The organism is Ruixingdingia sedimenti, assembly GCF_031432425.1.
Lineage (GTDB): Bacteria > Pseudomonadota > Alphaproteobacteria > Rhodobacterales > Rhodobacteraceae > Ruixingdingia > Ruixingdingia sedimenti.
Map to the genome: position 1 here is coordinate 95,519 of NZ_JAVKPH010000009.1, position 25,642 is coordinate 121,160.

Here is a 25,642-nt window from a genome sequence, read left to right on the forward strand (position 1 = left end):
CTGCCCCGCGCCGGCTGGTTCTCGAACCAGTGGCGCACCAGCCGGCGCCCCCCCGAGGATATTTAGAGACAGAAAGTGGCGCAGGCGCGGGGCTTGCGTCGAAGGAGGCGCGCATGGCCGCGATTGACGGACTGCCGCCGCTGCGGGCAGTGATCGCGGCGCATGGGCTGGCGGCGAAGAAGAGCCTCGGCCAGAATTTCCTGCTGGACCTGAACCTGACCGCCCGCATCGCGCGGGTGGCGGGCGATCTGAGTGCCTGCGACGTGCTGGAGGTGGGTCCCGGCCCCGGCGGGCTGACGCGCGGCCTGCTGGCCGAGGGCGCGCGCCATGTGCTGGCGGTGGAAAAGGACGCGCGCTGCCTGCCCGCGCTGGCGGAAATCGCCGCCGCCTATCCCGGGCGGCTGACGGTGGTCGCGGGCGACGCGCTGGCGCTGGACGTGGCGGCGCATCTGACGCCCCCGGTGCGGGTGGTGGCGAACCTGCCCTACAATGTGGGCACCGAACTGCTGGTGCGCTGGCTGACCCCGCCCGACTGGCCGCCCTTCTGGCAAAGCCTGACGCTGATGTTCCAGAAAGAGGTGGCGGAGCGCATCGTGGCCCGCCCCGGCAGCCCCGCCTATGGGCGGCTGGCGCTGCTGGCGCAGTGGCGGGCCGAGGCGAAAATCGCCCTGACCCTGCCGCCCGAGGCCTTCGTGCCCGCGCCCAAGGTGCATTCGGCGGTGGTGCATCTGACCGCCCTGCCCGCGCCCCGTTACCCCGCCGATCCGGCGGTTCTGGGGCGGATCACGGCGGCGGCCTTCAACCAGCGGCGCAAGATGCTGCGGTCGAGCCTGAAGGGCGTGGCGCCGGGGATCGAGGATCTGCTGCGCGCCGCCGGGATCGAACCCACCGCGCGGGCCGAGACCGTTTCGCTGGAGGCGTTCTGCGCGCTGGCCCGCGCCGTGAAGGCGCAGGCGGGCTGACCGCCGGGCCGAAGCCCGGGGGCCGGGATCATTCGGCGGCCGCGTCCTTGGACGGGGCGGAGGCCGCTTCCTTGGGTTTGCGCGGGCGGCGGCTGCGGGCGGGTTTGTCCGCGGCCTCGCCTTCGGGCGCGGCGGGGGCGGCAGCGGGTTCGGCCGGGGCCGGGGTGCTGCGGCGCGACGGTTCGCTGCGCCGTTCGCCGCCCCTGCTGCGGGGCGCGGGATCGGGTTTCGCCTCGGGGCGCGGTTCGGGCCGGGATTCGGGGCGTTCCGTTCGCGGTTCCGGCTCGGGGCGCGGGTCCTGCCGGGGTTCCTGCCGGGCCGCGCGGGGCTGGCTTTCCGGCGTCTCGACCAGACCGCTGTCGCCCTCGGGCTCGTCCTCGAAGGGCAGCACGGGGACCATGCCCTCGGACCGTTCGGCGGTGTCTTCCTCGCGGTCGTCGCGCACGCGGGGCGGATAGCCCCGGTGTTCGCCGCCCTGGCCGTTCTGGCCGTTGTTGCGCCGGGCCTCCTGTTCGGCGGCCATCTCGCGCTGCGCCTCGCCCAGCATCCTTGTGTAATGCTCGGCATGCTGCATGAAATTCTCTGCCGCCACCCGGTCGTTGGACAGCTGCGCATCCCGGGCAAGCACGAGATATTTCTCGATGATCTGCTGCGGCGTGCCGCGCACCTTGCCTTCGGGGCCGGAGCTGTCAAAGACCCGGTTGATGATGTTCCCGATGGAACGCGGGCGGTTCTGCTTTGAACGCGAACGTGACTTGGAGGATCTCATCTGTCCTGTTTTCCGGCCTGAATCCGGCAACCCGGATTGCCTGCTGTCGCCCGACCCTGGGCCCGCGCGGGGTCATTGTCGGCTGCATGTGCGGCTTGCCAGCGCGCCGGGGGCGGGTCCCCGCAGCGTCGCCTGATGCGCAATAAACATGCGCTGCGGGTCGTCGCAAGCGGATTCTGCGCCCGATGTGCGGAAAAATGCCCGATCCCGCGCGATTGTGACGCGGAAACGTCAGGCAAGGGGGGCGCGGGCGGCCACCACGCGGTCGCGGGCGTCGAGATCGGGGTGGATGGCGACGCCCGTGAACCCGGCCCCGGCCAGCAATGCCGCCACCGCAGGCCCTTGCGTAGGCCCGATTTCCAGCAGGATCCGCCCGCCGGGGGCCAGATGCGCCGCCGCCCCCGCCGCGATGGCGCGGTAGGCGGCCAGCCCGTCGCCGCCATCGGTCAGGGCAAGGTGCGGCTCATGGTCGCGGACCTCGGGGGAAAGGGCGGCCATTTCCGCCAGCGCGATATAGGGCGGGTTCGACACGATCAGGTCGAACCGCCCCGTCACGCCGGAAAACCAGTCCGACAGCAGGAAATCCGCCGCCACCCCGAGCGCCGCCGCATTCCCCCGCGCCACCGCCAGCGCGGCCGGCGACACATCCGTGCCCACCCCCGCAGCCCCCGGCCGTTCCGCCAGCAGCGTCAGCAGGATCGCCCCCGTGCCGGTGCCGAGGTCGAGCACGCAGGAAAACGGCTCCGCCAGCGCCAGCGCCACCAGCACCTCGGTTTCGGGCCGCGGGTCGAGCACATCCGCCGTCACGCGGAAATCCCGCCCCCAGAAGGCGCGCCGGCCGAGGATCTGGCTGACCGGGCGCCGCCCGGCACGCGCCGCCACCGCGGCCTCGAACCGCGCGGCGGCCTCTGGCGGCAAGGCGTCGTGCAGGTGCAGCGTCAGCCGCCCCGGATCCACCCCCATCGCATCGGCCAGCAGCAGGCGCGCATCGCGCGGCGCACCCGCCACCCCCGCCGCCGCCAGCCGCGCCACGGCCGCGCGCAGCGCCAGCGCTGGTGTCGGTGACGGGGGGGCGGCGCTCATCCCTCCATCTCTGCCAGACGGCGGGCCTGATCGTCGGCCACCAGCGCGTCGATGATTTCCGCCAGATCGCCCTGCATCACCTGATCGAGCCGGTAGAGCGTCAGGTTGATCCGGTGATCGGTCATCCGGCCCTGTGGAAAGTTGTAGGTGCGGATGCGTTCCGAACGGTCGCCCGATCCGACCTGCGCCTTGCGGTCGGCGGCGCGGGCGGCGTCCTTGGCGGTGCGTTCCATCTCGTAAAGCCGGGCGCGCAGGACGGCCATGGCGTTGGCGCGGTTCTGGTGCTGCGACTTTTCCGACGAGGTGACGACGATCCCGGTGGGAATATGGGTGATGCGCACGGCGGAATCGGTGGTGTTCACATGCTGGCCGCCGGCGCCGGACGACCGCATCGTGTCGATGCGGATGTCGGCGGCGGGGATGTCGATATCGACCTCTTCGGCCTCGGGCAGCACGGCGACGGTGGCGGCCGAGGTATGGATGCGCCCGCCGGATTCGGTTTCCGGCACCCGCTGCACCCGGTGCACGCCGGATTCGTACTTGAGCCGCGCGAACACGCCCTCGCCCGCGATGCGCGCCATCGCCTCCTTCACGCCGCCGAGTTCGGTTTCCGCCAGTTCCAGCAGCTGGAAATCCCACCCCTGCCGTTCGGCGTGGCGCTGGTACATGCGCAGCAGGTCGGCGGCGAACAGCGCGGCTTCCTCGCCCCCCGTACCGGGGCGGATTTCCACGATGGCGGGGCGCGCATCGGCGGCGTCGCGCGGCAAAAGCGCCAGCCGCAGCGCCTGTTCCAGCCCCGGCAGCCGCGCCCGCAGGCGGGGGATCTCTTCCTCGGCCAGCGCGCGCATCTCGGGGTCGGCCAGCATGGCCTCGGCCTCGGCCAGGTCGGCCTCCGCGCGCTTCCATTCGGCGATGGTGGCGACGACGGGGCGCAGGTCGGCATATTCGCGGCTCAGCGCGGCGATTTCCGCGGGCCCGAGGGCCGCGCCGAGCCGCGCCTCGAGATATTCGAAGCGGCTGGTGATCTGGTCGAGTCTGTCGCGCGGAAGCATCCCCGCGATGTGCCCCCCGCGCGGGGCGCGGTCAAGGGGCGGCGTCGCCGGGCCCATCGGCCGCCCGCCCGCGCAAGACTATTCGCGCGCCGCCGCGCGGCCCCCCGGATCCCCGCAAGAAACTGCGCAATTATAGCGCGTTTTGCCGTTTTATTGTTCTGTCTGCCGAGGATTTGTCCTAGACCGCCCTCGCAATGCGCGTTTTGCTGATTCTGTGTGCGCATCCGAGAGGAAGACGATCTTGGTACATCTCGACGAAAAGCTGCAACCGATCCTGACCGAGGTTCTGCGCCGCAATGCCGGCGAGCCCGAGTTCCACCAGGCGGTGCACGAAGTTCTGGAAAGCCTGGGCCGCGTGATCGCGAAGCGGCCCGAATATGCCGAACAGGCGCTGATCGAACGCATCTGCGAACCCGAGCGCCAGATCATCTTCCGCGTGCCGTGGGCCGACGACAAGGGCCGCGCGCACATCAACCGCGGCTTCCGGGTCCAGTTCAACTCGGCGCTCGGCCCCTACAAGGGCGGCATCCGGTTCCACCCGTCGGTGAACGTGGGCATCATCAAGTTCCTCGGGTTCGAGCAGACGTTCAAGAACGCGCTCACCGGCATGCCGATCGGCGGCGCCAAGGGCGGGTCGGACTTCGACCCCAAGGGCCGGTCGGATGCGGAAATCATGCGATTCTGCCAGTCGTTCATCACCGAACTCTATCGCCATCTGGGCGAATACACCGATGTGCCCGCGGGCGACATCGGCGTGGGCGGGCGCGAGATCGGCTATATGTTCGGCCAGTACAAGCGCCTGACCAACCGCTACGAGGCGGGCGTGCTGACCGGCAAGGGCCTCAGCTACGGCGGCTCGCGTGCGCGCAAAGAGGCGACGGGCTACGGCAACACCTATTTCGTGCAGTCGATGCTGGCCACCCGCGGCCTGACCTTCGAGGGCCGCAAGGTCGTCGTCTCGGGCTCGGGCAATGTCGCCATCTATACGATGGAAAAGGTCCAGTCCTTCGGCGGCAAGGTCATGGCGTGTTCGGATTCCAACGGCTATGTCGTCGATGAGAACGGTATCGACCTGGATCTGGTCAAGGAAATCAAGGAGGTCCGCCGCGAACGGATTTCCGAATATGCCCGCCTCAAGGGCACCGGGGCGCATTACATCGCCGGCGGCTCGATCTGGGACGTGTCCTGCGATGTCGCCATGCCCTCGGCCACGCAGAACGAACTGACCGGCAAGGATGCCCGCACACTGGTGAAGAACGGCGTGATCGCGGTGGGCGAGGGCGCGAACATGCCCACCACCCCCGATGCGGTGAAGATCTTCCAGGAGGCGGGCGTGCTGTTCGCGCCGGGCAAGGCGGCGAACGCGGGGGGCGTGGCGACCTCGGCGCTGGAGATGCAGCAGAACGCCAGCCGCGACAGCTGGACCTTCGATCAGACCGAGGCCCGGCTGGCCGTCATCATGCGCGGCATCCACGATGCCTGCTACGAGACGGCCGAGGAATACGGCGCGCCGGGCGACTATGTTCTGGGCGCCAACATCGCCGGCTTCGTCCGCGTGGCCGAGGCGATGCGCGCGCTCGGCCTGATCTGAGGCATCGGGCGCGGCGGGGTTCAGCGCCGCCGCGTCCAGCCGTAAAGGCTGATCAGCTCATGCGCCACATGCGCCCCCGCGATGGCGGTGGCGCCGGTGGTGTCGTAGGGCGGCGAAACCTCGACCACATCGCCCCCCACGAGGTTCACCCCCGCCAGCCCCCGCAGGATCGCCGCCGCCTGCCAGCTGGCCAGCCCGCCCCAGACCGGGGTGCCGGTGCCGGGGGCAAAGGCCGGGTCCAGCGCGTCGATGTCGAAGGTCAGATAGCAGGGCCGGTCCCCCACGATCGCCCGCGCCCGCGCCGCCACCGCCGCCGGGCCCTGTTCGTGCACCGCGCGCGCGTCGATCACGTTCATGCCCAGATAGTCGTCGCATTCGGTGCGGATGCCGATCTGCACGCTGTGCGCAGGGTCCACGACCCCCGCGCGGATGGCCTTGTACATCATCGTCCCGTGGTCGATCCGGTCCATGTCGTCGTCGCGCCACAGGTCGGAATGGGCGTCGAACTGGATCACGCTCAGCGGCCCGAAACGCTCGGCATAGGCGCGCAGGATCGGCAGGGTGATGTAGTGATCGCCGCCGAGCGTGATCACCCCCGGCCCCGCCGCCAGAATGGCGCGGATATGCGCGCTCAGCGCCGCCGGGAAATCGGCCACCTTCGCATAGTCGAAGGCCAGATCGCCGTAGTCCACCACCGCCAGTTCGTCGAGCGGCGAATAGCCCCAGCCCCAGGGCGGGTCGAAGGGTTGCAGGCTTGATGCCTCGCGGATCGCGCGCGGGCCGAACCGCGCGCCGGCGCGATGCGTCACCGCCTGGTCGAAGGCCACCCCCGTCACCGCCAGATCCACGCCCGTCAGATCCTTGGTATAGCGCCGCCGCAGAAAGGATGCCGCACCCCCGAAGGCATTCTCGAACGCCAGCCCCCGCAGCCCCCCGGCGGTGAAGGCCGCATCCACCTCTTTGCCCGCATCTTCCAGTGCCATCCGCGCCCCCTGCCCCTTTGCGACTTGTCGGGCCTTTGCGCGCGCCTGTCCAGCCATTCGGGCTTTGACGCGCGCGCCCCCGCCCGGCTAGCCTGCCCCCGCCGCATCCCGGAGGGAACCATGCCCAAGGTCATCATCAGCTGCGCCGTCACCGGATCCATCCACACGCCCTCGATGTCGCCGTATCTGCCCGTCACCCCGCAGCAGATCGCCGACGAGGCCGTGGCGGCGGCAGAGGCCGGGGCCGCCATCGTCCACCTGCACGCCCGCGACCCCGACACGGGCCGCCCCTCGCCGCTGCCGGAACATTACGCGCTCTACCTGCCGCAGGTGCGCGACCGCTGCGGCGCCATCGTCAACATCACCACCGGCGGGGGTCTCGGGATGACGATGGACGAACGGCTGGCCGCGGCGCTGTGGGCGCGGCCGGAACTGGCGTCGATGAACATGGGCTCGTTCAACTTCAACATCTCGGGCGCGGCGGGGCGGGTGGAACAGTTCCGCTACGACTGGGAACGGCCCTATCTGGAACGGACGACCGATTTCATCATGTCGAACACCTTCGCCCAGATCGAGGGCGCGATGCGCCGCGTGGGCGATCAGGGAACGCGGTTCGAATACGAATGCTACGACGTGGGCCATCTCTACAACCTCGCGCATTTCGTCGACCGCGGCGTGGTGAAGCCGCCCTTCTTCGTCCAGGCGATCTTCGGCATCCTCGGCGCCATCGGCCCGCGGCCCGAACATCTGCTGCACATGCGCGACACCGCGGTGCGGCTCTTCGGCAACGATCTGGTGCTGTCGGTGCTGGCGGCGGGGCGCCACCAGATGCCGATGGTGACGATGGGCGCGATCCTGGGCGGCAACGTGCGCGTGGGGCTGGAGGACAGCCTTTATCTGGGGCGCGGGGAACTGGCGCGCAGCAACGCCGATCAGGTCGCCCGCATCCGCCGCATCCTGACCGAGCTGTCGCTGGACATCGCCACCCCCGACGAGGCGCGCGCGATCCTGCAGACGAAGGGCACGGGGGATCTGGGGTTCTGATCCGGGCCGGGGTGCGGGCGTTCAGGGGAGCGCCGGGGCGCTGCCCCGGACCCCGGGATATTTAGAGACAGAAAATGAAGAAGGGGCCGGGGAAGGGCGTGATCCCGCACATTTTCTGTCCCTTAAATATCCCCGCCGGAGGCCCCTGCCCCCGTCACCCGCACCGCCGCCGGGCGGGGGCGCTCAGGCCAGGGGCTGCGCGCGTTCCACCAGCCGGGCGAAGAACGAGGCGCCCAGGGGCGCAGCCTCGTCGTTGAAGTCATAGGCGGGGTGGTGCAGGCCGGGGACCGGGGGGGCGCCCGCGGCGGGGCCGGTGCCGAGGAAGAGATAGGCGCCCGGGCGGGCCTGGAGCATATAGGCGAAATCCTCCGCCGCCATTTCGCGCGCGCCGTTCGCCTCGACCATGGCGTCGCCGGCGATCTCGCGCGCCACATCGGCGGCGAAGGCGGCCTCTTGGGGGTGGTTCACGGTGGGGGGATAGCCGCGGTCGTAGTCAACGTCGGCCGTCACGCCATAGGCGGCCGCGTGGCCCGCCACGATGTCCCGGAACCGCCGTTCGGCCATATCGCGCACGCCCGCGTCGAAGCTGCGGATCGTGGCGCAGAACCACGCCTCGCCCGGCACGATGTTCGAGGCCGTTCCGGCATGGATCTGCGTGACCGAGACCACCAGTTCCTCCGCCGCCGCCGTATTGCGGCTGACGATGGTCTGCAACGCGCCGACCATCCCCACCACCGCCGGGATCGGGTCCACCGTCTTGTGCGGCGCGCCGCCGTGCCCGCCGCGCCCGGAGATGCGCACCGTCGCGGTATCGACCGCGGCCAGCAGGGGCCCCGGCGTGGTGACGAAGCGGCCGAAGGGGATATGCGGCGCGTTGTGGATGCCGAAGACGCGCGAAATGCCGAAGCGGTCCATCACCCCCTCCTGCACCATGACCTGCCCGCCGCCGCCGTCTTCCTCTGCCGGCTGGAAGATCAGCGCGACGCGGCCCGCGAACCGCCGCGTTTCCGCGAGGTATTTCGCAGCCCCCAGAAGCATCGTCGTATGGCCGTCATGGCCGCAGGCATGCATCGCGCCGGGCACTTCGGATGCGTAATCCGCCCCTGTCGCCTCGAGGATCGGCAGCGCGTCCATGTCGGCGCGCAGGCCGATGGTGGGGCCATCGCCCTGCCCGTTCAGGATCGCCACCACGCCGGTCTGCGCGATGCCCTCGTGGATCTCGTCCACGCCGAAGTCGCGCAGCCGGTCGGCCACGAAGGCCGCCGTCCTGCTGCAGTCGAACTGCAATTCCGGCATGCGGTGCAGGTGGCGGCGCCAGCCGGTCATCTCTGCGGTCTGGCCGGCGATGCGGTTGAGGACGGGCATGGTGGACTCCGGTTCCGGTTCGGGCGTATGCCTCCTTAACCTTCCGAACCCCGAGGCCGCAATGCCCGATACCCCCGCCGCACCCGACCCGATCCACGACCCCGAGGGCGGCATCGACCGGCTGGCAGAGATCATGCGCCGCCTGCGCGACCCCGAAACCGGCTGCCCCTGGGACATCGCGCAGGATTTCGACACCATCGCCCCCTATACGCTGGAAGAGGCGCATGAGGTGGCCGACGCCATCGCGCGCCGGGCCTGGGGCGAATTGCCGGGCGAACTGGGCGACCTTTTGTTGCAGGTGGTCTATCACGCGCAGATGGCCCAAGAGGCGGGGATGTTCGGCCTTGCCGATGTGGTGCGGGCGATTTCCGACAAGATGGTGGCCCGCCATCCCCATGTCTTCGGCACCGAGAGCCGCGACAAGACCCCCGAACAGCAGACCGCCGACTGGGAGGCGCTGAAGGCCGCCGAGCGCGGCGCGCGGGCCCGCGTGCTCGACGGTGTGGCGATGGGCCTGCCGGCGCTGACCCGCGCGGTCAAGCTGCAACGGCGCGCGGCGCGGGTGGGCTTCGACTGGCCCACCACCGGCGAGGTGCTGGACAAGATGCTGGAAGAGGCGCGCGAACTGGCCGAGGCGCGCGACACCCTCGGCCCCGATGCGCTGGCCGAGGAATTCGGGGACCTTCTGTTCGTCATGGCCAACCTCGCCCGCCATCTGGAGGTGGACCCCGAAGCCGCCCTGCGCGCCGCGAACGCGAAATTCACCCGCCGCTTCGCCCGGATCGAGGACTGGCTGGCCGAAACCGGCCGCGCCCCGGCCGACAGCGATCTGGCGGAGATGGACGCGCTGTGGAACCGCGCCAAGGCAGAGGAACGTGCCCCGCAGGATCCCGAGAGAAAGATTCAGGATTGACGCAACCGCCCTTTGCCGGCTTATGGGCAGGAACCCAACCCCGGAGGACACGATGACCATCCGCACCACTTTGCTGGCCACCGCCGCCTGTGCGCTCGGCCTGCCCGCGCTGGCCGACGAGGTGAACGTCTACACCACCCGGCAGGCCTTCCTGATCGAGCCGGTGATGGAGGCCTTCACCAGGGAAACCGGCATCAAGGTCAACCTCGCCTTCATCGAGAAGGGGCTGGTGGAGCGGCTGAAATCCGAAGGCGACCGTTCGCCCGCCGATCTGGTGATGACGGTGGACATCGCGAACCTCAACCAGATCGTCGAGGCCGATGTGCTGCAACCCGTGGACAGCGCGGTTCTGGAAGCCGCGGTGCCCGAGGCGCTGCAAAGCCCCGACAACCTGTGGTTCGCGCTGACCACCCGCGCCCGCGTGATCTATGCCAGCAAGGACCGCGTGGCCGATGGCGAGGTCACGACCTACGAGGATCTGACCGACCCGAAATGGAAAGGCCGCATCTGCACCCGCGCCGGGGTGCATGACTACAACCTCGCCCTGCTGGCCGCGGTGATCGCCCATGATGGCGCGGAAAAGGCCAGGGCATGGGCCGAGGGGGTGAAGGCGAACCTGGCGAAGAAGCCCGAGGGCAACGACCGTTCGCAGGTCAAGTCGATCTGGGCCGGCGAATGCGACATCTCGCTGACCAACACCTATTACATGGGCGCGATGCTGGCGGACCCCGACCAGAAGGCATGGGCGGAATCGGTGCGCATCGTGTTCCCGACCTTCGAGGGCGGCGGCACGCATGTGAACGTCTCGGGCATCGCGATGACCAAGGCGGCGCCGAACAGGGACGCGGCGGTGAAGCTGATGGAATTCCTCGTCTCGCCCGAGGCGCAGGCGATCTATGCCGAGGTGAACCACGAATTCCCGGTGCTGGAAGGCGCGAAACGGTCGGATCTGGTGGCAAGCTGGGGCGACTTCACGCCGGATGCGCTGAACCTGACGGAGCTGGCCAAGCTGCGCCCGACGGCGCTGAAGATCATGGAAGAGGTCGGTTTCGACAACTGATCCCGTCGCAGGCACGGCCCGAAACCCCGCCCGGCGCGGCCCGGGCGGGGTTTTCCATTGCGGGGGCGCGGCATGGCTGGCACATCTGCCCTGCCCGGAGGTGCCGATGACCGACCGCCCCTATCCCCGCCTGTTGCTGCTGGCCGATGCGGTCCTGCTGGCCGCGCTGCCCGTCGCATGGTTCGCGCCCCTGATGACGGTGAAGGTGACGCTGAAGTTCTGGGCCGAGGGCACGGATCTGTCGGTCGTCTCCACCCTGCAAGGGGTCTGGGGGTCGGATCCGGCGCTGGCGCTGGTGCTGACCTTTTTCGCGGTGCTGGCGCCGGTGGCGAAGGTCTCGGGGCTGGCGCTGATCCATCTCGGCCTTCTGTCCGTGCGGGTTGAACCGGCGCTCTACCTCATCGGGCGGCTGGCGATGGCGGATGTATTCCTGATCGCGGTCTATGTGGCGCTGTTCAAGGGGCTGGACGGCGGGCGGATCACCATCGGCTGGGGCATGTGGCTGTTCACCGCCTGCGTGGTCGGCTCGCTGGCGCTGTCGCTGATCACCGAACGGCTGCGGCGCTGAACCGGCTTGCCGCCGCGCGCGGGGGCGGGCATGAAGGGGCATGGCGAAATCCCCCTCCTTCACCTGCACGGCCTGCGGCGCGTCCCATCGCAAATGGGCGGGGCGCTGCGAATCCTGCGGCGGCTGGAACACCATCGTCGAAGAGGCCCCCCTGTCCGCCGGCCCCGGCGGGCGCAGCCTTGCCACGCGCGGCAAGGCCATCGCGCTGACCGACCTTGCCAGCGCCGAGGCGCCGCCGCCCCGCGCGGCATCGGGGATGGAGGAACTGGACCGCGTTCTGGGCGGCGGGCTGGTGGCGGCATCGGCGATCCTCGTGGGCGGCGATCCGGGGATCGGCAAATCCACGCTGCTGTTGCAGGCCACCGCAAGTTTCGCCCGCAAGGGATTGAAGTGCCTGTATATATCCGGCGAAGAGGCGTCGGCGCAGGTGCGCATGCGGGCGCAGCGCCTTGGCCTTGCCGATGCGCCGGTGGCGCTTGGCGCGGAAACCAACCTGCGCGACATCCTGACGACGCTGGATGCCGAACGCCCCGCCCTTGCCGTGATCGATTCGATCCAGACCATGTGGCTGGATACCGTCGACAGCGCCCCCGGGTCCGTCAGTCAGGTCCGCGCGGCGGCGCATGAGCTTGTGACCTTCGCCAAGCGGCGCGGGGTGGCGGTGATCCTCGTCGGCCATGTCACCAAGGAAGGCCAGATCGCCGGCCCCCGGGTGGTCGAGCACATGGTGGACACCGTGCTTTATTTCGAGGGCGAGCGGGGCCATCAGTTCCGCATCCTGCGCGCGGTCAAGAACCGCTTCGGCGCCGCCGACGAGATCGGCGTGTTCGAAATGACGGGCGCGGGGCTGGCGGAGGTCACGAATCCCTCCGCCCTGTTCCTGTCGGAACGCGACGCGCCCGCGCCCGGATCGGCGGTCTTTGCCGGGATCGAGGGCACGCGGCCGGTGCTGACCGAAATCCAGGCGCTGGTCGCGCCCTCGCCTCTGGGCACGCCCCGGCGCACGGTGGTGGGGCTCGACTCGGGGCGACTCTCCACCATCCTTGCGGTGCTCGAGGCGCGCTGCGGCATCCCCTTCGCCGGGCTCGACGTTTTCCTCAACGTTGCGGGCGGCATGCGGGTCAACGAACCGGCCGCCGACCTTGCCGTGGCCGCCGCCCTTCTGTCGGCGCGCGAGGATGTGGCGATCCCGCCCGACATGGTGCTTTTCGGCGAGATCAGCCTGTCGGGCGCCCTGCGTCCGGTGGGCCAGACCGAAAACAGGTTGAAAGAGGCGCAGAAACTTGGTTTCACACAGGCAACCCTTCCCGCCCGGTCGCGCACCGGAGGGGCCGAGGGGATGCAGGTGCGCGAGATGGCCGATCTCGCCGCGGTGGTGGGCGAGATGTTCGGGGCGGGCTGACCCCCGCCGCTGCCCCTGCTGCGGCCGGAAGACAGGAGCAGGCGGATGGAAGGCTTTACCCTGATCGACGCGGTGGTGGCCGCGGTGATCGTGCTCTCGGCGATTCTCGCCTATTCCCGGGGGCTGGTGCGCGAGGCACTGGCCATCGCGGGCTGGGTGGGCGCCGCGGTGCTGGCCTATATCTTTGCCCCGCAGGCACAGCCGCTGATCCGCGAAATCCCGGTGCTGAACGATTTCCTCGCCGACAGTTGCGAATTGTCGCTGATCGCGGCCTTCGCCGTGGTCTTTGCGATCGGCCTTGTCATCATGGCGCTGTTCACGCCGCTGTTTTCCACCATCGTGCAACGATCCGTCCTCGGCGGCGTGGACCAGGCGCTCGGCTTTCTCTTCGGGGTGCTGCGGGGCGTGGTGCTGGTGGCGGTGGCCTTCATCGTCTACGACCGCGCCGTGGCGTCCGACACCGTGGCGATGGTGAACGATTCGCGGTCGCACAAGGTGTTCGCCAGCTTCCAGCAGCGGCTGGAACGCAACATCCCCTCGGATGCCCCCGGCTGGATCGTGCAGCGCTACGAGGCGCTGGTGGGCGATTGCGCCGCCCCCGTCACGCCCGTGCAGCCCGTCACCCCCGCACCCGCCCCGGCCCCGGTCACCGGCAATTGACGCGGCGCTGCACCGCAGCCCGTGACACTGACGTGACAAGGCGATAAGGAGGGCGCACCAGCGCGCCCCGTACCCGGAGGACCGGCAGATGCAGCCTTTCCTGAGCCACCCTTTCGACGATGACCGCCTGCACGAGGAATGCGGCGTCTTCGGTGTCGTCGGCGTCAGCGATGCGGCGAATTTCGTGGCGCTCGGCCTGCATGCGTTGCAGCATCGCGGGCAGGAAGCCGCGGGGATCGTCAGCCACGATCCTGCGGGCGGTTTCCATTCCGTGCGCGAATTCGGCTATGTGCGCGACAATTTCACCCGCGCCTCGCTGATGCAGACGCTGCCGGGGCCGATCGCCATCGGCCATGTGCGCTATTCCACCGCCGGGTCCAAGGGCGCCACCGCCATCCGCGACGTGCAGCCCTTCTTCGGCGAATTTTCCATGGGCGGCTGCGCCATCGCGCATAACGGCAACCTGACCAACGCCGCCGCCCTGCGGCGCGAACTGATCGAGCGCGGGTCGATCTTCCAGTCCTCGTCGGATTCGGAATGCATCATCCACCTGATGGCGCGGTCCATTCAAAAGACCATCGCCGAACGGCTGAAGGACGCATTGCGCCGGGTCGAGGGCGCGTTTTCCGTCATCGCCATGACGCGCACGAAACTGATCGGCGTGCGCGACCCCCTGGGCGTGCGCCCGCTGGTGCTGGGCCGGGTGGGCGATGGCTGGGCGCTGTCGTCGGAAACCTGCGGGCTCGACATCATCGGCGCCGAATTCGTGCGCGAGATCGAGCCGGGCGAGATGGTGGTGATCGAGGACGGCAAGGTCAACAGCCACCGCCCCTTCGCCCCCGCCAAATCGCGCTTCTGCATCTTCGAGCAGGTCTATTTCTCGCGCCCCGATTCCATCCTCGGCGGCCGCTCGGTCTATGAAACCCGCCGCCAGATCGGCGTGGAACTGGCGCGCGAGGCGCCGGTCGAGGCCGATCTGGTCTGCCCCGTGCCCGACAGCGGCACCCCGGCGGCCATCGGCTATGCGCATGAATCGGGCATCCCCTTCGGCATGGGGATCATCCGCAACCAATATGTGGGCCGCACCTTCATCGAACCGACGGAACAGATCCGCAACATGGGCGTGCGGCTGAAACTCAACGTCAACCGGGCGCTGATCGCGGGCAAGCGGGTGGTGCTGGTGGACGATTCGGTGGTGCGCGGCACGACCAGCCGCAAGATCAAGGAAATGATCCTCGACGCCGGCGCGGCAGAGGTGCATTTCCGCATCGCCAGCCCCCCCACCGCCTGGCCCTGTTTCTACGGGGTGGATACGCCCGAACGGTCGAAACTGCTGGCCGCCTCGATGACCGAGAACCAGATGCGCGACTATCTGGGGGTGGACAGCCTGCGCTTCATCTCGCTCGACGGGCTCTACCGCGCGGCGGGCGAGGCGAAGGGGCGCAACCCCGAGGCGCCGCAGTTCTGCGATGCCTGTTTCTCGGGCGACTATCCGGTCGCGCCCGCGGACATGCTTGAACGCGGGTTCGAGATGAAGGCGGCGGCGGAATGAGCGGCGGCGAGACGAAGGTCGCGCTGATCACCGGCGCCTCGCGCGGTTTGGGCGCGGCGCTGGCGGAGGTGCTTGCGGGCGCGGGCTGGCATGTGGTCGCCGTGGCGCGCACCACCGGCGCGCTGGAGGAACTGGACGACCGCATCAAGGCGCGCGGCGGGGCGGCGACGCTGGCGCCGATGGACATCACCCAGGACGACGCGATGCGCCACCTGTGCCGCGCGGTGCACGACCGTTGGGGGCGGGTGGACCTCTGGGCGCATACGGCGATCCACGCGCCGCCGCTGTCGCCCGCCGGCCATGTCGACGCCAAGGACTGGGACAAGTCGCTGGCCGTGAACCTGCGCGCGACCGGGATGCTGATCCCGATGGTGGAACCGCTTCTGCGCGCGTCGCCTGCCGGGACGGCGCTGTTCTTAGACGACCCGCGCGGGGGGGCGGCCTTCTTCGGCGCCTATGGGGCGACGAAGGCCGGGCAGATCGCGCTGGCCCGCAGCTGGCAGGCGGAAACCGCCAGGACCGGCCCGCGCGTGGTGATCGAAACACCCGCACCGATGCCCACCGCGCTGCGCGCCCGCTTCTTCCCCGGCGAGGACCGCGCCCCCCTTGCCGATCCCCGGGCCGAGGCCGCGCGGATCCTGGCCGCCCTTCCGGCGTAGCGCCCGGCCCTTCGGTCGGCGCCGGGGCGCTGCCCCGGACCCCGGGATATTTAAGGACAGAAAATGAACGGGGCCGAGTAGAATGCGACCCTGTTCATTTTCTGTCCCTAAATATCCCCGCCGGAGGCTCCCGCACTCTCCATCCGCACCACCGCCGGGCGGATGCGACGCTTTGGGCCTTTTGCCGGGGCCTTGGGCGGGCTACATGCCAAGGGGCGGAAAATGGAGGCGGGATGAACTGGTTCTGGGTGGCGGTGGCGGTCATGCTCGCGGCGGTGGCGGGCGTCATCTTGCGGGCGATGCTGCGCGGGCGGGGCGAGGGCGTGCCGGCCGCGGCCTATGACCTGCAGGTCTACCGCGACCAGCTGCGCGAGATCGACCGCGATCTGGCCCGCGGCCTGATCGCGCCCGCCGATGCCGAACGCACCCGGACGGAAATCTCGCGCCGCATGCTCGACGCCGACCGCGCCTTGCAGGCGGCGACCAAGGGGGGAACGGGGGCCGGGGGGCCGGGGGTATGGGTGCTGGCGCTGGCGCTGCTTCTGGCGCTGGCGGCGGGGTCGGTTCTGGTCTACCGCGATCTGGGCGCGCCGGGTTATCCCGACCTGCCGCTGGCCGAACGCATCGCCGCCGCCGAAACCGCCCGCGCCACCCGCCCGCGGCAGGCCGAGGCGGAGGCCGACATGCGCCCCGATCTGCCCGCGGCACCCGCCGCCGCCGATCCGCGCTATCTGGATCTGGTGGCGCAGCTGCGCGCCAAGGTGGCCGAACATCCGACCGACCTTCAGGGGCAGGAGCTTCTGGCGCGAAACGAGGCCGCGATCGGCAATTACGCCGCCGCCCATGCGGCGCAGGCGCAGGTGATCGGGCTCAAGGGCGATATGGCCACGGCGGCGGATTTCGCGCAGCTGGCCGAACTGATGGTGGCGGCGGCGGGCGGCTATGTCTCGCCCGAGGCCGAGACCGCGCTGACCGAGGCGCTGCGGCGCGATCCGAAGAACGGCTTGGCGCGCTATTATTCCGGGCTGATGTTCGCGCAGGTGGGCCGGCCCGACCATGCCTTCCGGCTCTGGCGCGCGCTGCTGGAAGACAGCGGGCCGGACGACCCGTGGGAGGCGCCGCTGCGCGCGCAGATCCTCGATCTGGCGATGCGGGCGGGGGTGCAGTACGAATTGCCCGCGCCCCGCGGCCCCTCCAGCGCCGATATGGAGGCCGCGGCCGACATGGACCCCGAGGCGCGCGCGCAGATGATCCGCGGCATGGTGGACAGCCTCAACAGCCGGCTGGCGACCGATGGCGGCACCGCCGAGGACTGGGCCCGCCTGATCCGCGCCTATGGCGTTCTGGGCGAGACCGAGGCCGCGCGCGCCATCTGGGCCGAGGCCGCGGGCGTCTTTGCCGGGCGCGAGGCCGACATGGCGCAGATCCGCGCGGCGGCAGAGGCCGCGGGCGTGGCGGAATGACCGCCCCCTTCGCGCGGATCGAGGATTTCGCCGCCGCCCTGCCCCCGGTCGGCGCGCTGTTCGGGCTGGATCTGGGCGACAAGACCATCGGGGTCGCGGTGTCCGATCCGTTCCGGCGCATCGCCTCGCCCCTGCTGACGATCCGGCGGGTGAAGTTCACGCAGGATGCGGCGGCGCTCATGGCGCTGGTGGCGGAACGCGCGGGGGCGGGGATCGTGCTGGGACTGCCGCTGAACATGGACGGCAGCGCGGGGCCCCGGGTGCAGTCGACGCAGGCCTTTGCGCGCAACCTCGCCCGGCTGACGCCGCTGCCCATCGGGTTCTGGGATGAACGGCTGTCCACCGTCGCCGCCGAACGTGCGCTCCTGGAGGCCGACACCTCGCGCCGGCGGCGGGCGCAGGTGGTGGATCATGTGGCGGCGGGGTACATCCTGCAAGGCTGCCTCGACCGGCTGGCGCATTTGTGAGCGTGGCCAGCCCCTGCGTGCAGGTCTGCGTGATGGGTCCAAAGGGGCTCTGCACCGGGTGCCTGCGCACCCTGGACGAAATCGCCCGCTGGTCGGCGATGACCGACGCGGAACGCCGCGCCGTGATCGCCGCCCTGCCCGCCCGGCGCGCGGAATAGAGAAAGCCCAAAAATTTTCGGACGAAGATTTTCGGGCCACGGCCCGGCCTGTCAGGCCGCCGCGCGTTCCGCCACCCCCGTCAGCGCGGCGTCGAACAGATCCAGCCCCGCACCGGGGCGCGACGCGCCTTCCGACAGCATCCGCCGCCAGCCGCGCGCGCCGGGCTGACCCGCAAAGAGGCCCAGCATATGGCGCGTGATCTGGTGCAGCCGCCCGCCCGCCGCCAGATGCCGCGCGATATGGGGCCGCATCGCCCGCGCCGCCGCCGCGCGATCCGCCGCCGGGGCCGGCGCGCCCCAGATCGCGGGATCGGCCCCCATCAGCACCGCCGCCGGGTCGTGATAGGCCGCGCGCCCCACCATCACCCCGTCGAGCCCCTGCGCCAGCAGGCCCTGCGCCTGTTCCAGCGTCGCCACCCCGCCGTTGAGCGAAACGGTCAGCCCCGGAAACGCCCGCTTCATCGCCAGCACCAGCGGATAGTCCAGCGGCGGGATTTCCCGGTTTTCCTTGGGCGACAGGCCCTGCAGCCAGGCCTTGCGGGCGTGGATGACGACATGGCGCACCCCGGCGGCCTCAATCGTTTCCAGAAAGCGGGGCAAAACCTGCTCCGGCACCTGATCGTCCACGCCGATGCGGCATTTCACCGTCACCGGGCGCGGCTGCGCGGCGATCATCGCCGCCACGCAATCGCCCACCAGCCCCGGGTTTTCCATCAGCACCGCGCCGAAACAGCCCGATTGCACCCGGTCGGACGGGCAGCCGCAGTTGAGGTTGATCTCCTGATATCCCCAATCCGCGCCGACCGCCGCCGCCGCCGCCAGCCGCGCGGGGTCGGAGCCCCCCAGTTGCAGCGCCAGCGGATGTTCCGCCGCATCATGGCCCAGAAGCCGGTCGCGGTCGCCATGGATCACGGCATCGGCCGTCACCATTTCTGTATAGAGCAGCGCATGGCGGCTCAGCTGCCGGTGGAACAGCCGGCAGTGGCGGTCGGTCCAGTCCATCATAGGCGCAATGGCAAGTCTATGTGCTTGATATTTCGTCATTTTTCCAGTAGTATCAACTCATTGCGCGGCGGCGTGTGCACTCCAATTTACGACCCAATACGCCCCTTTTCGCCACGTTCCGACCGCGCACTGCACACATAGAGCACACGAAATGGCGACCATATCAAAGCTTCCTTCGGGCTCCTGGCGAGTCCAGGTCAGACGCAAAGGGCACTACGTCAGTCAATCCTTCCTGCGCCGCGGTGACGCGGAGCTTTGGGCGCGGACCATTGAGGGCAAGATCGATCGGGGGGAACCTATACACATTGGCGTTGGTGCGGCCAAGACATTCGGAGACCTTATCGATCTTCACAGAGCGGATCTGGCGGAAGTCGGGAGAACGCTCGGCCGGTCGAAAGCCGCGAGCCTGGATTTTCTTGCGCTGCGCCTCGGGGCTTTGAAACCCGCCGAGCTGAGCCGGGAAAAGCTCGTCGAGTTCGGTCGCCAGCGCGCCAAGGAAGGGGCTGGCCCGGTAACGGTTGGCATCGACCTCGGATACATCAAGACGATCCTTTCGCATGCTGCCGCCGTTCACGGCATCATCGCACCAACCGAAGGAGTCGATCTCGCTCGGATTGCGCTCACCCGGCTCGGACTGGTGGGCAAAGGCAACGAACGGGATCGTCGGCCGAGCGAAGAGGAGATCGACGCGATCCTGAAGGCGCTTGAAAGCAACCCACGACAGTTCATCCCCGTAGCGCGCGTCGTTCGTTTCGCCATCGCGACTGCCATGCGACAAGATGAAATCTCTCGGGCGCGATGGGAAGACTACAACCCTCGAACCAAAATGCTGCTCATCCGGGACCGCAAAGACCCTCGCCGCAAGACGGGCAACGACCAACGCATCCCGCTGCTGTCCGTTTCTGGTTACGACCCCTGCGCGTTGATCGAAGAACAACGTGCGCTGGTGGGCAGTCGCGGCAGAATCTTCCCTTACAACGGACGCTCAATCGGCACGGCATTCCGACGGGTCTGCCGTACCTTGGGCATCGAGGATTTGCATTTTCATGATCTGCGCCACGAAGCGACCAGTCGACTGTTCGAGGCAGGTTTCACCATTGAACAGGTTGCCCTTGTCACCGGGCACAAGGACTGGAAAATGCTGCGCCGCTACACCCACATCCGCCCAGAGGGTCTCCATGCGCTCGCGGCAAGCAGGGTTGCCTAGCCTTCACATCTGGAAATGACTTTTGGCGGCTCACATCGCTGCAATCTCCGCACAGATAGTGCCACCACCGATCATTCCCCCGTCGCGCCATGCCAAGGGAACGGCACCGCATGGCCGCTTTCTTCGAAACGACGCTCGAAATCCTGCGCGACCTCCTCCACCGTGATCGCGGCGAATTGCGCCAGCAGCCGTGTCTCGGCCTCTGCCAGCGTCGCATCGAGCCGCGCGTCGACCGCCTGCTCGACCAGACAGGGCGACGGATCCGCCTGCGGTCCAATGTTGAACAGCGGCGGGTGGCCGACCGCCTCGTAGACGTCGCGCAAGCTGATCTCGGCCAGCGGGCAAGCAAGCTGCCAGCCACCGCCATGACCCTTTTCCGACGACACGATCCCCCGCTCGCGCAGCCCCGCCATCATCCTGCGCACCACCACGGCGTTGGTCGAGATCATCTGCGCGATCTGTTCCGAAGTGGCACGCCCGACATGTCGGTCCATGTGGATCAAGACGTGCAGCATCCGGGACATACGAAGATCGCGCGCCATGGGGTTTCCTTTCCTTGCCTCTTCAGGCTCCTTAGCAGCAATCACGTAACAATGAAAGTTTCATGTCTTGAAGTGACGCACCGAATCACGTAACTTTCAGTGATACATTAAAGGGAACCACCATGGATCACGATGTTCTCGTCATCGGCGGCAGCTTTGCCGGGCTGGCCGCCGCGATGCAGCTTGCCCGCGCCCGCAGACGCGTTTGCGTTCTCGACACCGGCGCCCCCCGTAACCGCTTTGCCACAGCCTCGCACGGGTTTCCCGGGCAGGACGGGCGCACTCCGCAGGACATCCGCGCCGCGCTCAGACACGAACTCGCGGCCTACCCTACCCTGTCCTTCCGGGACGGCGCGGCGGTCTCGGCTGCGCGCGAGGAACGCGGATTTCGGGTGGCATTGGCAGAGGGTAGAGACATCACCGCGCGGCGGCTGGTGCTGGCCTTCGGCGTGCGCGACAGCCTGCCCGATCTGCCGGGTCTGTCCGAACGCTGGGGGGCCACGGTACTGCATTGCCCCTATTGCCACGGCTATGAGCTGAACGGCGGGCCGGTCGGCGTTCTGGCGCGCGACGAGGCGGCGCTGCATCAGGCGATGCTGCTGCCCGACTGGGGGCCGACCACGCTTTTCACGCAAGGGGCGCTCGTGCTGACCAGGGAACAGCGGCAGGGCCTGACCGCCCGGGGCGTCACGGTCGAGGAAACGCCTGTCGCGGCGCTGATCGGCACCGCCCCGGCGCTGGACGGTGTGCGGCTGGATGACGGTCGTGAGATCGCGCTGGCGGGGCTGTTCCTGGCGCCGGACACAGCGCCCTCCTGCGATCTGGCTGCGCAGCTAGGCTGCACCATGAAGGACGGACCGACCGGCCCCTATGTGGCCGTCGACCCGATGCAGGCCACCAGCCAGCCCGGCGTCTTCGCCGCCGGCGACCTTGCCAGCCCCATGCCCAATGCCACGATCGCCGCGGCGGCGGGCGTGATGGCAGGCGCCGCCGCGCATCGCTCACTGATCTTCGATCCCGATCTGACCGCTGCGGCCTGGCCGCAGCCGTCACCGGCCGCGAGCTGCGGCGCAGGATCTGAATGATCTGAAAAAGGCGGTCGGCGCTGCGCATCCTGGTTTCCTGTTGCCACAATGCTGGCAGCAGGCCCCCTCTACAAGGCGTCTTCCCCGATCACGGATCGGGCAAACAGGAGACCCGTATGAAATTCGCCTCTCTTCGCCTTATCGCGCGCGACATCAATGGCCTTGTCGCCTTTTACGAAACGCTTACCGGCCTGAAGGCCGACTGGCTGGCCCCGGTCTTTGCCGAGATCGTGACGCCATCCGCGACCCTGGCGATTGGCAGCGTTGAAACCGTCGCGCTTTTCCAGGCAGGGTCGGCCGAGCCGGGTGCCAACCGCACCGCGATCATCGAGCTGCAGGTGGCCGACCTGGAGGCGGAGTTCGAACGGCTGAAAGGGCTTACTGAGGTTGTCCACTCGCCAAAGCTGTTGCCCTGGGGCAATCAGACCTTCCAACTGCGCGATCCGGAAGGAAACCTGGTCAGCCTCTACATGCCGGTGACAGACGAGGCCAAAGCCCGTTTCGGAAACCGCTGAGTATCTGTTGCGCCTCATGGTAGCCCGCCCTGGCGCATTCGCTACCATCGTGGGACAGGCATACCATAATCTTCATGGCGTCTCACAGGCATTCGAATGACCGTTTGTGACGCGTGGTCGTGCGATCACCAATTCGGCGCGCCGTCGGCTCATAAACGCCGCACATATCTGCGCCGGGGCATGTCGCTTTGGCTGTCCGCGCGAAACTGCAGCGGTCACGGTGGCATCTCGGGCCGGCAAGCTGCGATCCCCTCCGCGGGATCGCCTCACGACGGATGAAGCTTCCTACCATCCGACAAAAACTAGCTTCCGCAAGACTTCTTGTGGCGAATAATGGGTATTGCCGGCCCGCTCTTGGGGCAGGCAACCGGACTAGGCGGTTAGTGCCGAGCTACCGCCGTCGTTCTTCCAGCGCCGCCAGGCGGGAAAGGCCAGCGCGAGCGCGCCGAGAGCCACATGGGCGAGTGCGATACCGAGCGTGAAGCCGGCTACGAGAGCCCATGGGCTGATCGCAGCCCAGACACCCGCAACCATACGCGCCCAGTCGAGCCCTTCATGCGGCCGCCAAAGCGCAATTGCGGCAAGCACCGCGATCAGGCCGCCTGTCAGCAGGGCGCTCCAGAAGGCGATGTCGGTCATCGTGACGGCGAAAGACAACCCAGCGAGGGCCAGGCCCGCAAGAAGGCTGATGCCGTCGCCAAGCTTGTCATAGTTGGTGGTCCAGGTCTTGCTCATGGTGTTACCTCCTTTCTCTCCACCAGGGATTCACTGCGGCCGAGCCAGCCGCTTGGGCGCCGGCGCAGGCAGGAAGGGAAGCAGTTCCTTCTGCGAAATCGCACCGGTCGCGATCTCTTCCAAGGCAAGCTCTTCGGTGGCTCGCCGTTTAGGTTCGACCCGAGGTTCTGCCCCGGCCTTCAGCGCCCGGCTGCGGGCGCTCGCGGCGAGGACCAGAGCGAAACGATCAGGCACCGCCTGCTGGGCATCGATTGCAACGAAGGGATTCATGCCGCCCTCCCTGCCTCGACAGGCGGATACATGCCGTCGGCGGCCACCGCCGCTTCAAGCGCCAACAGCGCTCGTTCAACCTCGGCAAGCTGCGATTCACGCTGGTTTTCCGGCATGCCTTCGGTGCTGGCCAGATCCTGAAGATACTCCGTATAGGCCCAGTTCATCAGGATAGAACGGCGAGCCTCCAACGACAGGCTGGCGTCCAAAGCAACTTCGATGGGAGAACGCCCATCATCGCCGCCTTTCGGATCGCCGCGCCCTTTTGCGCCGGCCATCGCGTCACGATAGGTTTGCCGCATCTCCGACAGTCCGAGCCGAGAGAGCGTGGCATCGGACCACAGCCCGGCCTGCCTGTCCCATGCCCGGGCGGCACCGCGCGCGGCTTCGCCTGCCGGCAGATGCACCTCGTAAGCCACCCCCAGACGCTTTGCATGGCGAATAGCGGCGTCCAGCGTCGGAAAGCTCAAGTCGATCTGCTGGATCGTGTCGTCCCCACCCGTCCAGCCCATCAAAGGCTCGAGCCAAGGACCGGTCCGGCGCGGAAAGCTCATCTTCCATGCCTTCGTACGCGCTCGCCCTGAGGTCATCGCCGATTTCGACGGTTTCCAGATCCGGGCAACCGCATCGTCCGGCAGAGCAGAGTCCCAGTCTGGTCGCGAACCGGCCTGGGCCGGGATCGGCGAGACATGTGATTGTGCTGTGAAATCTCCGCTGATCACGTTCATCTCTTAGCCTCCAGATTGCAGGAAGGGCGTCCGGCCGCCACCCGAGCGGCCGGAACGTCCCGTTCTGGGTCCAAGCTGGTTCAGGCCGCGACAGGTTCCGGCTCTGGAGCTGTCTCGAGCTGCCTGGTCTCAAGACCTTCGGTCGCCTCGGGAGACGCGATCTCGATCCGACGCGGTTTGAGTTCCTCGGGGACCTCGCGCTTGAGCTGGACGGTCAGGAGGCCGTTCGACAGCGTGGCCCCTTCGACCCGGACGTGATCGGCCAGTTCGAACCGACGTTCAAACGACCGGCCGGCGATGCCACGATAGAGATAGCTGGCACCGCCATCACCTTCGGGCGTCTCCTTGCGGCCCGACACGATCAGCATGTTCTTGTCCTGGGTCAGGATCAGATCGTCTTCGGCAAAGCCCGCCACCGCCATGTCGATGCGATAGTCGTCCTCGCCGGTCTTGACGATGTCATAAGGCGGCCAGTTGTCGAGCGTCTCCACTCGACGGGCTGTCTCGAGCGCGTCGAGCATACGGTCGAAGCCAACGCTCGAACGGAACAGAGGTGCAAAATCAAGTGTCGTTGCCATAGCCATATCCTCCTTTGAGCAACATGGGTACAGACATCGGGAGCACCGCAGGAGCGATGTCCCGCTTCATGGCCGATCCCCATCTGGGCGATCTGCATAAAGTGATTTGGAACAGCACCTTACGGTTTCAAGAGGATGCTCGAAAACTTTTTTCTACGAACAGCTCTCCTATATTTCTCTTGCTTCCTTGTAGCATTCGAAAGGAGGAGATCATGACCGAAAACGACGTGAAAAGTATCCTGGGTCCCGGCACGGACCCCACGCTTCTGTCTGATATTCTGCGCACCGGCGCGGATGCCTCCGAACTGACCCGTGCCAAGGCCTGGGTCGAGGCGGACGAGGCGCAGGTCGATGCCCATAGCCCGTTCCCATCGGGCCGGATCGCCCGGCTGGTCGAATTGCTCGAAGCCGATCAGGAAGAAGATGATCTGCAGTAGCAGAAATCGGGCTGGCGCTGACGATGGCGCCAGCCCGTCCCTTCAGGTGGTCACAATCACCCGAACCGGTCCGTCGCGACGCAGAACATCGGCAACCACGTGGGTGCCGGACCGGCGCAGAGTCACATCGACAGTTCCACCATCAAGGCGCAGATTGCGCAGGACCACCTCTCCCAGAAACTCCGGGAGGATCGGTTGCTCGAAGATCACCTGCCGCGCCTCGGCGTCGAAGCGCAGCCCGAGACAAGCCTGAAGCAGCAACAGCGGCGCTCCAGCCGCCCAGGCCTGCGGCGTACAGGCCACTGGGTAGAAGGTGGGACCTTGCGTCTCGCGGCGCGGGAGGCCGCAGAACAACTCCGGCAACCGTCTCAGATCGATATAGGTGGCGGCGGAGAAGATGCCCTCGAATATACGCGCGGCCTGTTCACGGAACCCGTAGCGCGCCAGCCCCGCCCCGATCAGCGCATTGTCATGGGGCCAGACCGAGCCGTTGTGATAGCTCATCGGATTGTACCGTGCCTGACCCGCGGCAATGGTCCGCACTCCCCATCCGCAGAAAGACGACGGCCCCATCAGGGCTCGAACGACCGTTTCGGCGCGCTCCTCCGGGACGATTCCCGTCCAGAGCAGATGGCCCGCGTTCGAACTGCGTACTCGGCAGGGCCGTTTGTCACCATCGAGGGCGAGCACATATCCAATGCTGCCGCCTGATTGGAGCGGAGGTGTGGGACGAGCGAGCTGGCCTGTAGATCAACGCTGTCGGCAGGTCTGGAGATGCCAGGTCAGTTC

Annotated in this window: 29 protein-coding genes; 17 read left to right on the forward strand and 12 right to left on the reverse strand. The window is 68.2% G+C overall.

The annotated features are described in order from the left end of the window. Nucleotides 1-113 precede the first annotated feature (113 nt). A complete protein-coding gene (gene rsmA, locus RGD00_RS10180; RefSeq protein WP_310457216.1) occupies nucleotides 114-962 on the forward strand; it encodes a 16S rRNA (adenine(1518)-N(6)/adenine(1519)-N(6))-dimethyltransferase RsmA in 849 nt (282 codons plus the stop codon). Between the two features lie 28 nt (nucleotides 963-990). Here the strand turns inward: rsmA and RGD00_RS10185 are convergent, their stop codons facing one another. The 3 genes from RGD00_RS10185 to prfA form a co-directional block, all read right to left on the reverse strand. After that, nucleotides 991-1,731: a DUF4167 domain-containing protein gene (locus RGD00_RS10185; protein ID WP_310457217.1), complete on the reverse strand. Its 741-nt coding sequence runs from the start codon at nucleotides 1,729-1,731 to the stop codon at nucleotides 991-993. Nucleotides 1,732-1,962: 231 nt separating this feature from the next. Beyond that, nucleotides 1,963-2,814 (reverse strand): peptide chain release factor N(5)-glutamine methyltransferase, encoded by an 852-nt coding sequence (gene prmC, locus RGD00_RS10190; RefSeq protein ID WP_310457218.1) that lies wholly within the window; start codon nucleotides 2,812-2,814, stop codon nucleotides 1,963-1,965. Then, nucleotides 2,811-3,866 (reverse strand): peptide chain release factor 1, encoded by a 1,056-nt coding sequence (gene prfA, locus RGD00_RS10195; RefSeq protein ID WP_310457219.1) that lies wholly within the window; start codon nucleotides 3,864-3,866, stop codon nucleotides 2,811-2,813. The genes prmC and prfA overlap by 4 nt, the downstream gene beginning before the upstream one ends. Before the next feature lie 241 nt (nucleotides 3,867-4,107). On the opposite strand from prfA, the gene gdhA reads away from it, so the two are divergent. Further along, nucleotides 4,108-5,457: an NADP-specific glutamate dehydrogenase gene (gene gdhA, locus RGD00_RS10200; protein ID WP_310457220.1), complete on the forward strand. Its 1,350-nt coding sequence runs from the start codon at nucleotides 4,108-4,110 to the stop codon at nucleotides 5,455-5,457. A gap of 20 nt (nucleotides 5,458-5,477) precedes the next feature. Here gdhA and speB read toward each other — a convergent pair whose 3' ends face one another. Continuing rightward, nucleotides 5,478-6,440: an agmatinase gene (speB, locus tag RGD00_RS10205; RefSeq protein ID WP_310457221.1), complete on the reverse strand. Its 963-nt coding sequence runs from the start codon at nucleotides 6,438-6,440 to the stop codon at nucleotides 5,478-5,480. Nucleotides 6,441-6,560: 120 nt separating this feature from the next. Between speB and kce the strand changes: the two genes are divergently transcribed. Next, nucleotides 6,561-7,484 (forward strand): 3,5-dioxohexanoate:acetyl-CoA acetone transferase, encoded by a 924-nt coding sequence (kce, locus tag RGD00_RS10210; RefSeq protein ID WP_310457222.1) that lies wholly within the window; start codon nucleotides 6,561-6,563, stop codon nucleotides 7,482-7,484. A gap of 183 nt (nucleotides 7,485-7,667) precedes the next feature. Here kce and RGD00_RS10215 read toward each other — a convergent pair whose 3' ends face one another. Further along, entirely contained in the window at nucleotides 7,668-8,849 is a 1,182-nt protein-coding gene (locus RGD00_RS10215) for a M20 aminoacylase family protein (protein WP_310457223.1), read from the reverse strand. Nucleotides 8,850-8,910: 61 nt separating this feature from the next. Between RGD00_RS10215 and mazG the strand changes: the two genes are divergently transcribed. The 10 genes from mazG (at nucleotide 8,911) to RGD00_RS10265 (ending at nucleotide 17,751) form a co-directional block, all read left to right on the forward strand. After that, entirely contained in the window at nucleotides 8,911-9,762 is an 852-nt protein-coding gene (mazG, locus tag RGD00_RS10220) for a nucleoside triphosphate pyrophosphohydrolase (RefSeq protein ID WP_310457224.1), read from the forward strand. 52 nt (nucleotides 9,763-9,814) lie between these two features. Continuing rightward, a complete protein-coding gene (locus RGD00_RS10225) occupies nucleotides 9,815-10,822 on the forward strand; it encodes a Fe(3+) ABC transporter substrate-binding protein (protein ID WP_310457225.1) in 1,008 nt (335 codons plus the stop codon). A gap of 106 nt (nucleotides 10,823-10,928) precedes the next feature. Further along, nucleotides 10,929-11,390 carry a paraquat-inducible protein A gene (locus tag RGD00_RS10230; RefSeq protein WP_310457226.1) on the forward strand — a complete coding sequence of 154 codons (462 nt, stop codon included), beginning with the start codon at nucleotides 10,929-10,931 and terminating at the stop codon, nucleotides 11,388-11,390. A gap of 40 nt (nucleotides 11,391-11,430) precedes the next feature. Beyond that, nucleotides 11,431-12,792 (forward strand): DNA repair protein RadA, encoded by a 1,362-nt coding sequence (gene radA, locus RGD00_RS10235; RefSeq protein ID WP_310457227.1) that lies wholly within the window; start codon nucleotides 11,431-11,433, stop codon nucleotides 12,790-12,792. Nucleotides 12,793-12,837: 45 nt separating this feature from the next. After that, a complete protein-coding gene (locus RGD00_RS10240) occupies nucleotides 12,838-13,452 on the forward strand; it encodes a CvpA family protein (protein WP_310457228.1) in 615 nt (204 codons plus the stop codon). A gap of 88 nt (nucleotides 13,453-13,540) precedes the next feature. Beyond that, on the forward strand, nucleotides 13,541-15,004 hold the full coding sequence (purF, locus tag RGD00_RS10245; RefSeq protein ID WP_310457229.1) for an amidophosphoribosyltransferase: 1,464 nt from the start codon (nucleotides 13,541-13,543) through the stop codon (nucleotides 15,002-15,004). Continuing rightward, nucleotides 15,001-15,663, forward strand: coding sequence for an SDR family NAD(P)-dependent oxidoreductase (locus RGD00_RS10250; RefSeq protein ID WP_310457230.1), 663 nt, complete (start codon nucleotides 15,001-15,003; stop codon nucleotides 15,661-15,663). Before purF ends, RGD00_RS10250 begins: the two co-directional genes overlap by 4 nt. 233 nt (nucleotides 15,664-15,896) lie before the next feature. Continuing rightward, the gene (gene ccmI / locus RGD00_RS10255; protein WP_310457231.1) at nucleotides 15,897-17,126 is read left to right on the forward strand and encodes a c-type cytochrome biogenesis protein CcmI; all 1,230 of its coding nucleotides are present in this window, start codon (nucleotides 15,897-15,899) and stop codon (nucleotides 17,124-17,126) included. Continuing rightward, a complete protein-coding gene (gene ruvX, locus RGD00_RS10260; protein WP_310457232.1) occupies nucleotides 17,123-17,593 on the forward strand; it encodes a Holliday junction resolvase RuvX in 471 nt (156 codons plus the stop codon). The genes ccmI and ruvX overlap by 4 nt, the downstream gene beginning before the upstream one ends. After that, nucleotides 17,590-17,751, forward strand: a complete 162-nt coding sequence (locus RGD00_RS10265) for a DUF1289 domain-containing protein (RefSeq protein ID WP_310457233.1) — start codon at nucleotides 17,590-17,592, stop codon at nucleotides 17,749-17,751. Before ruvX ends, RGD00_RS10265 begins: the two co-directional genes overlap by 4 nt. Nucleotides 17,752-17,802: 51 nt before the next feature. Here RGD00_RS10265 and dusA read toward each other — a convergent pair whose 3' ends face one another. Continuing rightward, nucleotides 17,803-18,795, reverse strand: coding sequence for a tRNA dihydrouridine(20/20a) synthase DusA (dusA, locus tag RGD00_RS10270; protein ID WP_310457234.1), 993 nt, complete (start codon nucleotides 18,793-18,795; stop codon nucleotides 17,803-17,805). Between the two features lie 112 nt (nucleotides 18,796-18,907). On the opposite strand from dusA, the gene RGD00_RS10275 reads away from it, so the two are divergent. Further along, nucleotides 18,908-19,963 (forward strand): site-specific integrase, encoded by a 1,056-nt coding sequence (locus RGD00_RS10275; RefSeq protein ID WP_310457235.1) that lies wholly within the window; start codon nucleotides 18,908-18,910, stop codon nucleotides 19,961-19,963. A 71-nt stretch (nucleotides 19,964-20,034) separates the two neighbouring features. Here RGD00_RS10275 and RGD00_RS10280 read toward each other — a convergent pair whose 3' ends face one another. After that, nucleotides 20,035-20,478: an RrF2 family transcriptional regulator gene (locus RGD00_RS10280; RefSeq protein ID WP_310457236.1), complete on the reverse strand. Its 444-nt coding sequence runs from the start codon at nucleotides 20,476-20,478 to the stop codon at nucleotides 20,035-20,037. A gap of 149 nt (nucleotides 20,479-20,627) precedes the next feature. Here RGD00_RS10280 and RGD00_RS10285 point away from each other — a divergent pair, with 149 nt between their 5' ends. After that, nucleotides 20,628-21,590: an NAD(P)/FAD-dependent oxidoreductase gene (locus RGD00_RS10285; RefSeq protein ID WP_310457237.1), complete on the forward strand. Its 963-nt coding sequence runs from the start codon at nucleotides 20,628-20,630 to the stop codon at nucleotides 21,588-21,590. 116 nt (nucleotides 21,591-21,706) lie between these two features. Further along, on the forward strand, nucleotides 21,707-22,105 hold the full coding sequence (locus RGD00_RS10290) for a VOC family protein (protein ID WP_058099381.1): 399 nt from the start codon (nucleotides 21,707-21,709) through the stop codon (nucleotides 22,103-22,105). A 372-nt stretch (nucleotides 22,106-22,477) separates the two neighbouring features. Here the strand turns inward: RGD00_RS10290 and RGD00_RS10295 are convergent, their stop codons facing one another. From RGD00_RS10295 to RGD00_RS10310, 4 genes are all read right to left on the reverse strand, one after another. Further along, entirely contained in the window at nucleotides 22,478-22,840 is a 363-nt protein-coding gene (locus RGD00_RS10295; RefSeq protein ID WP_058099380.1) for an SPW repeat domain-containing protein, read from the reverse strand. Nucleotides 22,841-22,870: 30 nt separating this feature from the next. Beyond that, nucleotides 22,871-23,110: a DNA-directed RNA polymerase subunit omega gene (rpoZ, locus tag RGD00_RS10300; RefSeq protein WP_310457238.1), complete on the reverse strand. Its 240-nt coding sequence runs from the start codon at nucleotides 23,108-23,110 to the stop codon at nucleotides 22,871-22,873. Then, nucleotides 23,107-23,838: an NADH dehydrogenase ubiquinone Fe-S protein 4 gene (locus RGD00_RS10305; protein ID WP_310457239.1), complete on the reverse strand. Its 732-nt coding sequence runs from the start codon at nucleotides 23,836-23,838 to the stop codon at nucleotides 23,107-23,109. Before RGD00_RS10305 ends, rpoZ begins: the two co-directional genes overlap by 4 nt. 80 nt (nucleotides 23,839-23,918) lie before the next feature. Then, nucleotides 23,919-24,416, reverse strand: coding sequence for an Hsp20 family protein (locus RGD00_RS10310; protein WP_058099377.1), 498 nt, complete (start codon nucleotides 24,414-24,416; stop codon nucleotides 23,919-23,921). Nucleotides 24,417-24,628: 212 nt separating this feature from the next. Here RGD00_RS10310 and RGD00_RS10315 point away from each other — a divergent pair, with 212 nt between their 5' ends. Further along, nucleotides 24,629-24,853, forward strand: coding sequence for a hypothetical protein (locus RGD00_RS10315; protein WP_058099376.1), 225 nt, complete (start codon nucleotides 24,629-24,631; stop codon nucleotides 24,851-24,853). Between the two features lie 42 nt (nucleotides 24,854-24,895). Here RGD00_RS10315 and RGD00_RS10320 read toward each other — a convergent pair whose 3' ends face one another. Next, on the reverse strand, nucleotides 24,896-25,543 hold the full coding sequence (locus RGD00_RS10320; RefSeq protein WP_425603403.1) for an amylo-alpha-1,6-glucosidase: 648 nt from the start codon (nucleotides 25,541-25,543) through the stop codon (nucleotides 24,896-24,898). Nucleotides 25,544-25,642 lie beyond the last annotated feature (99 nt).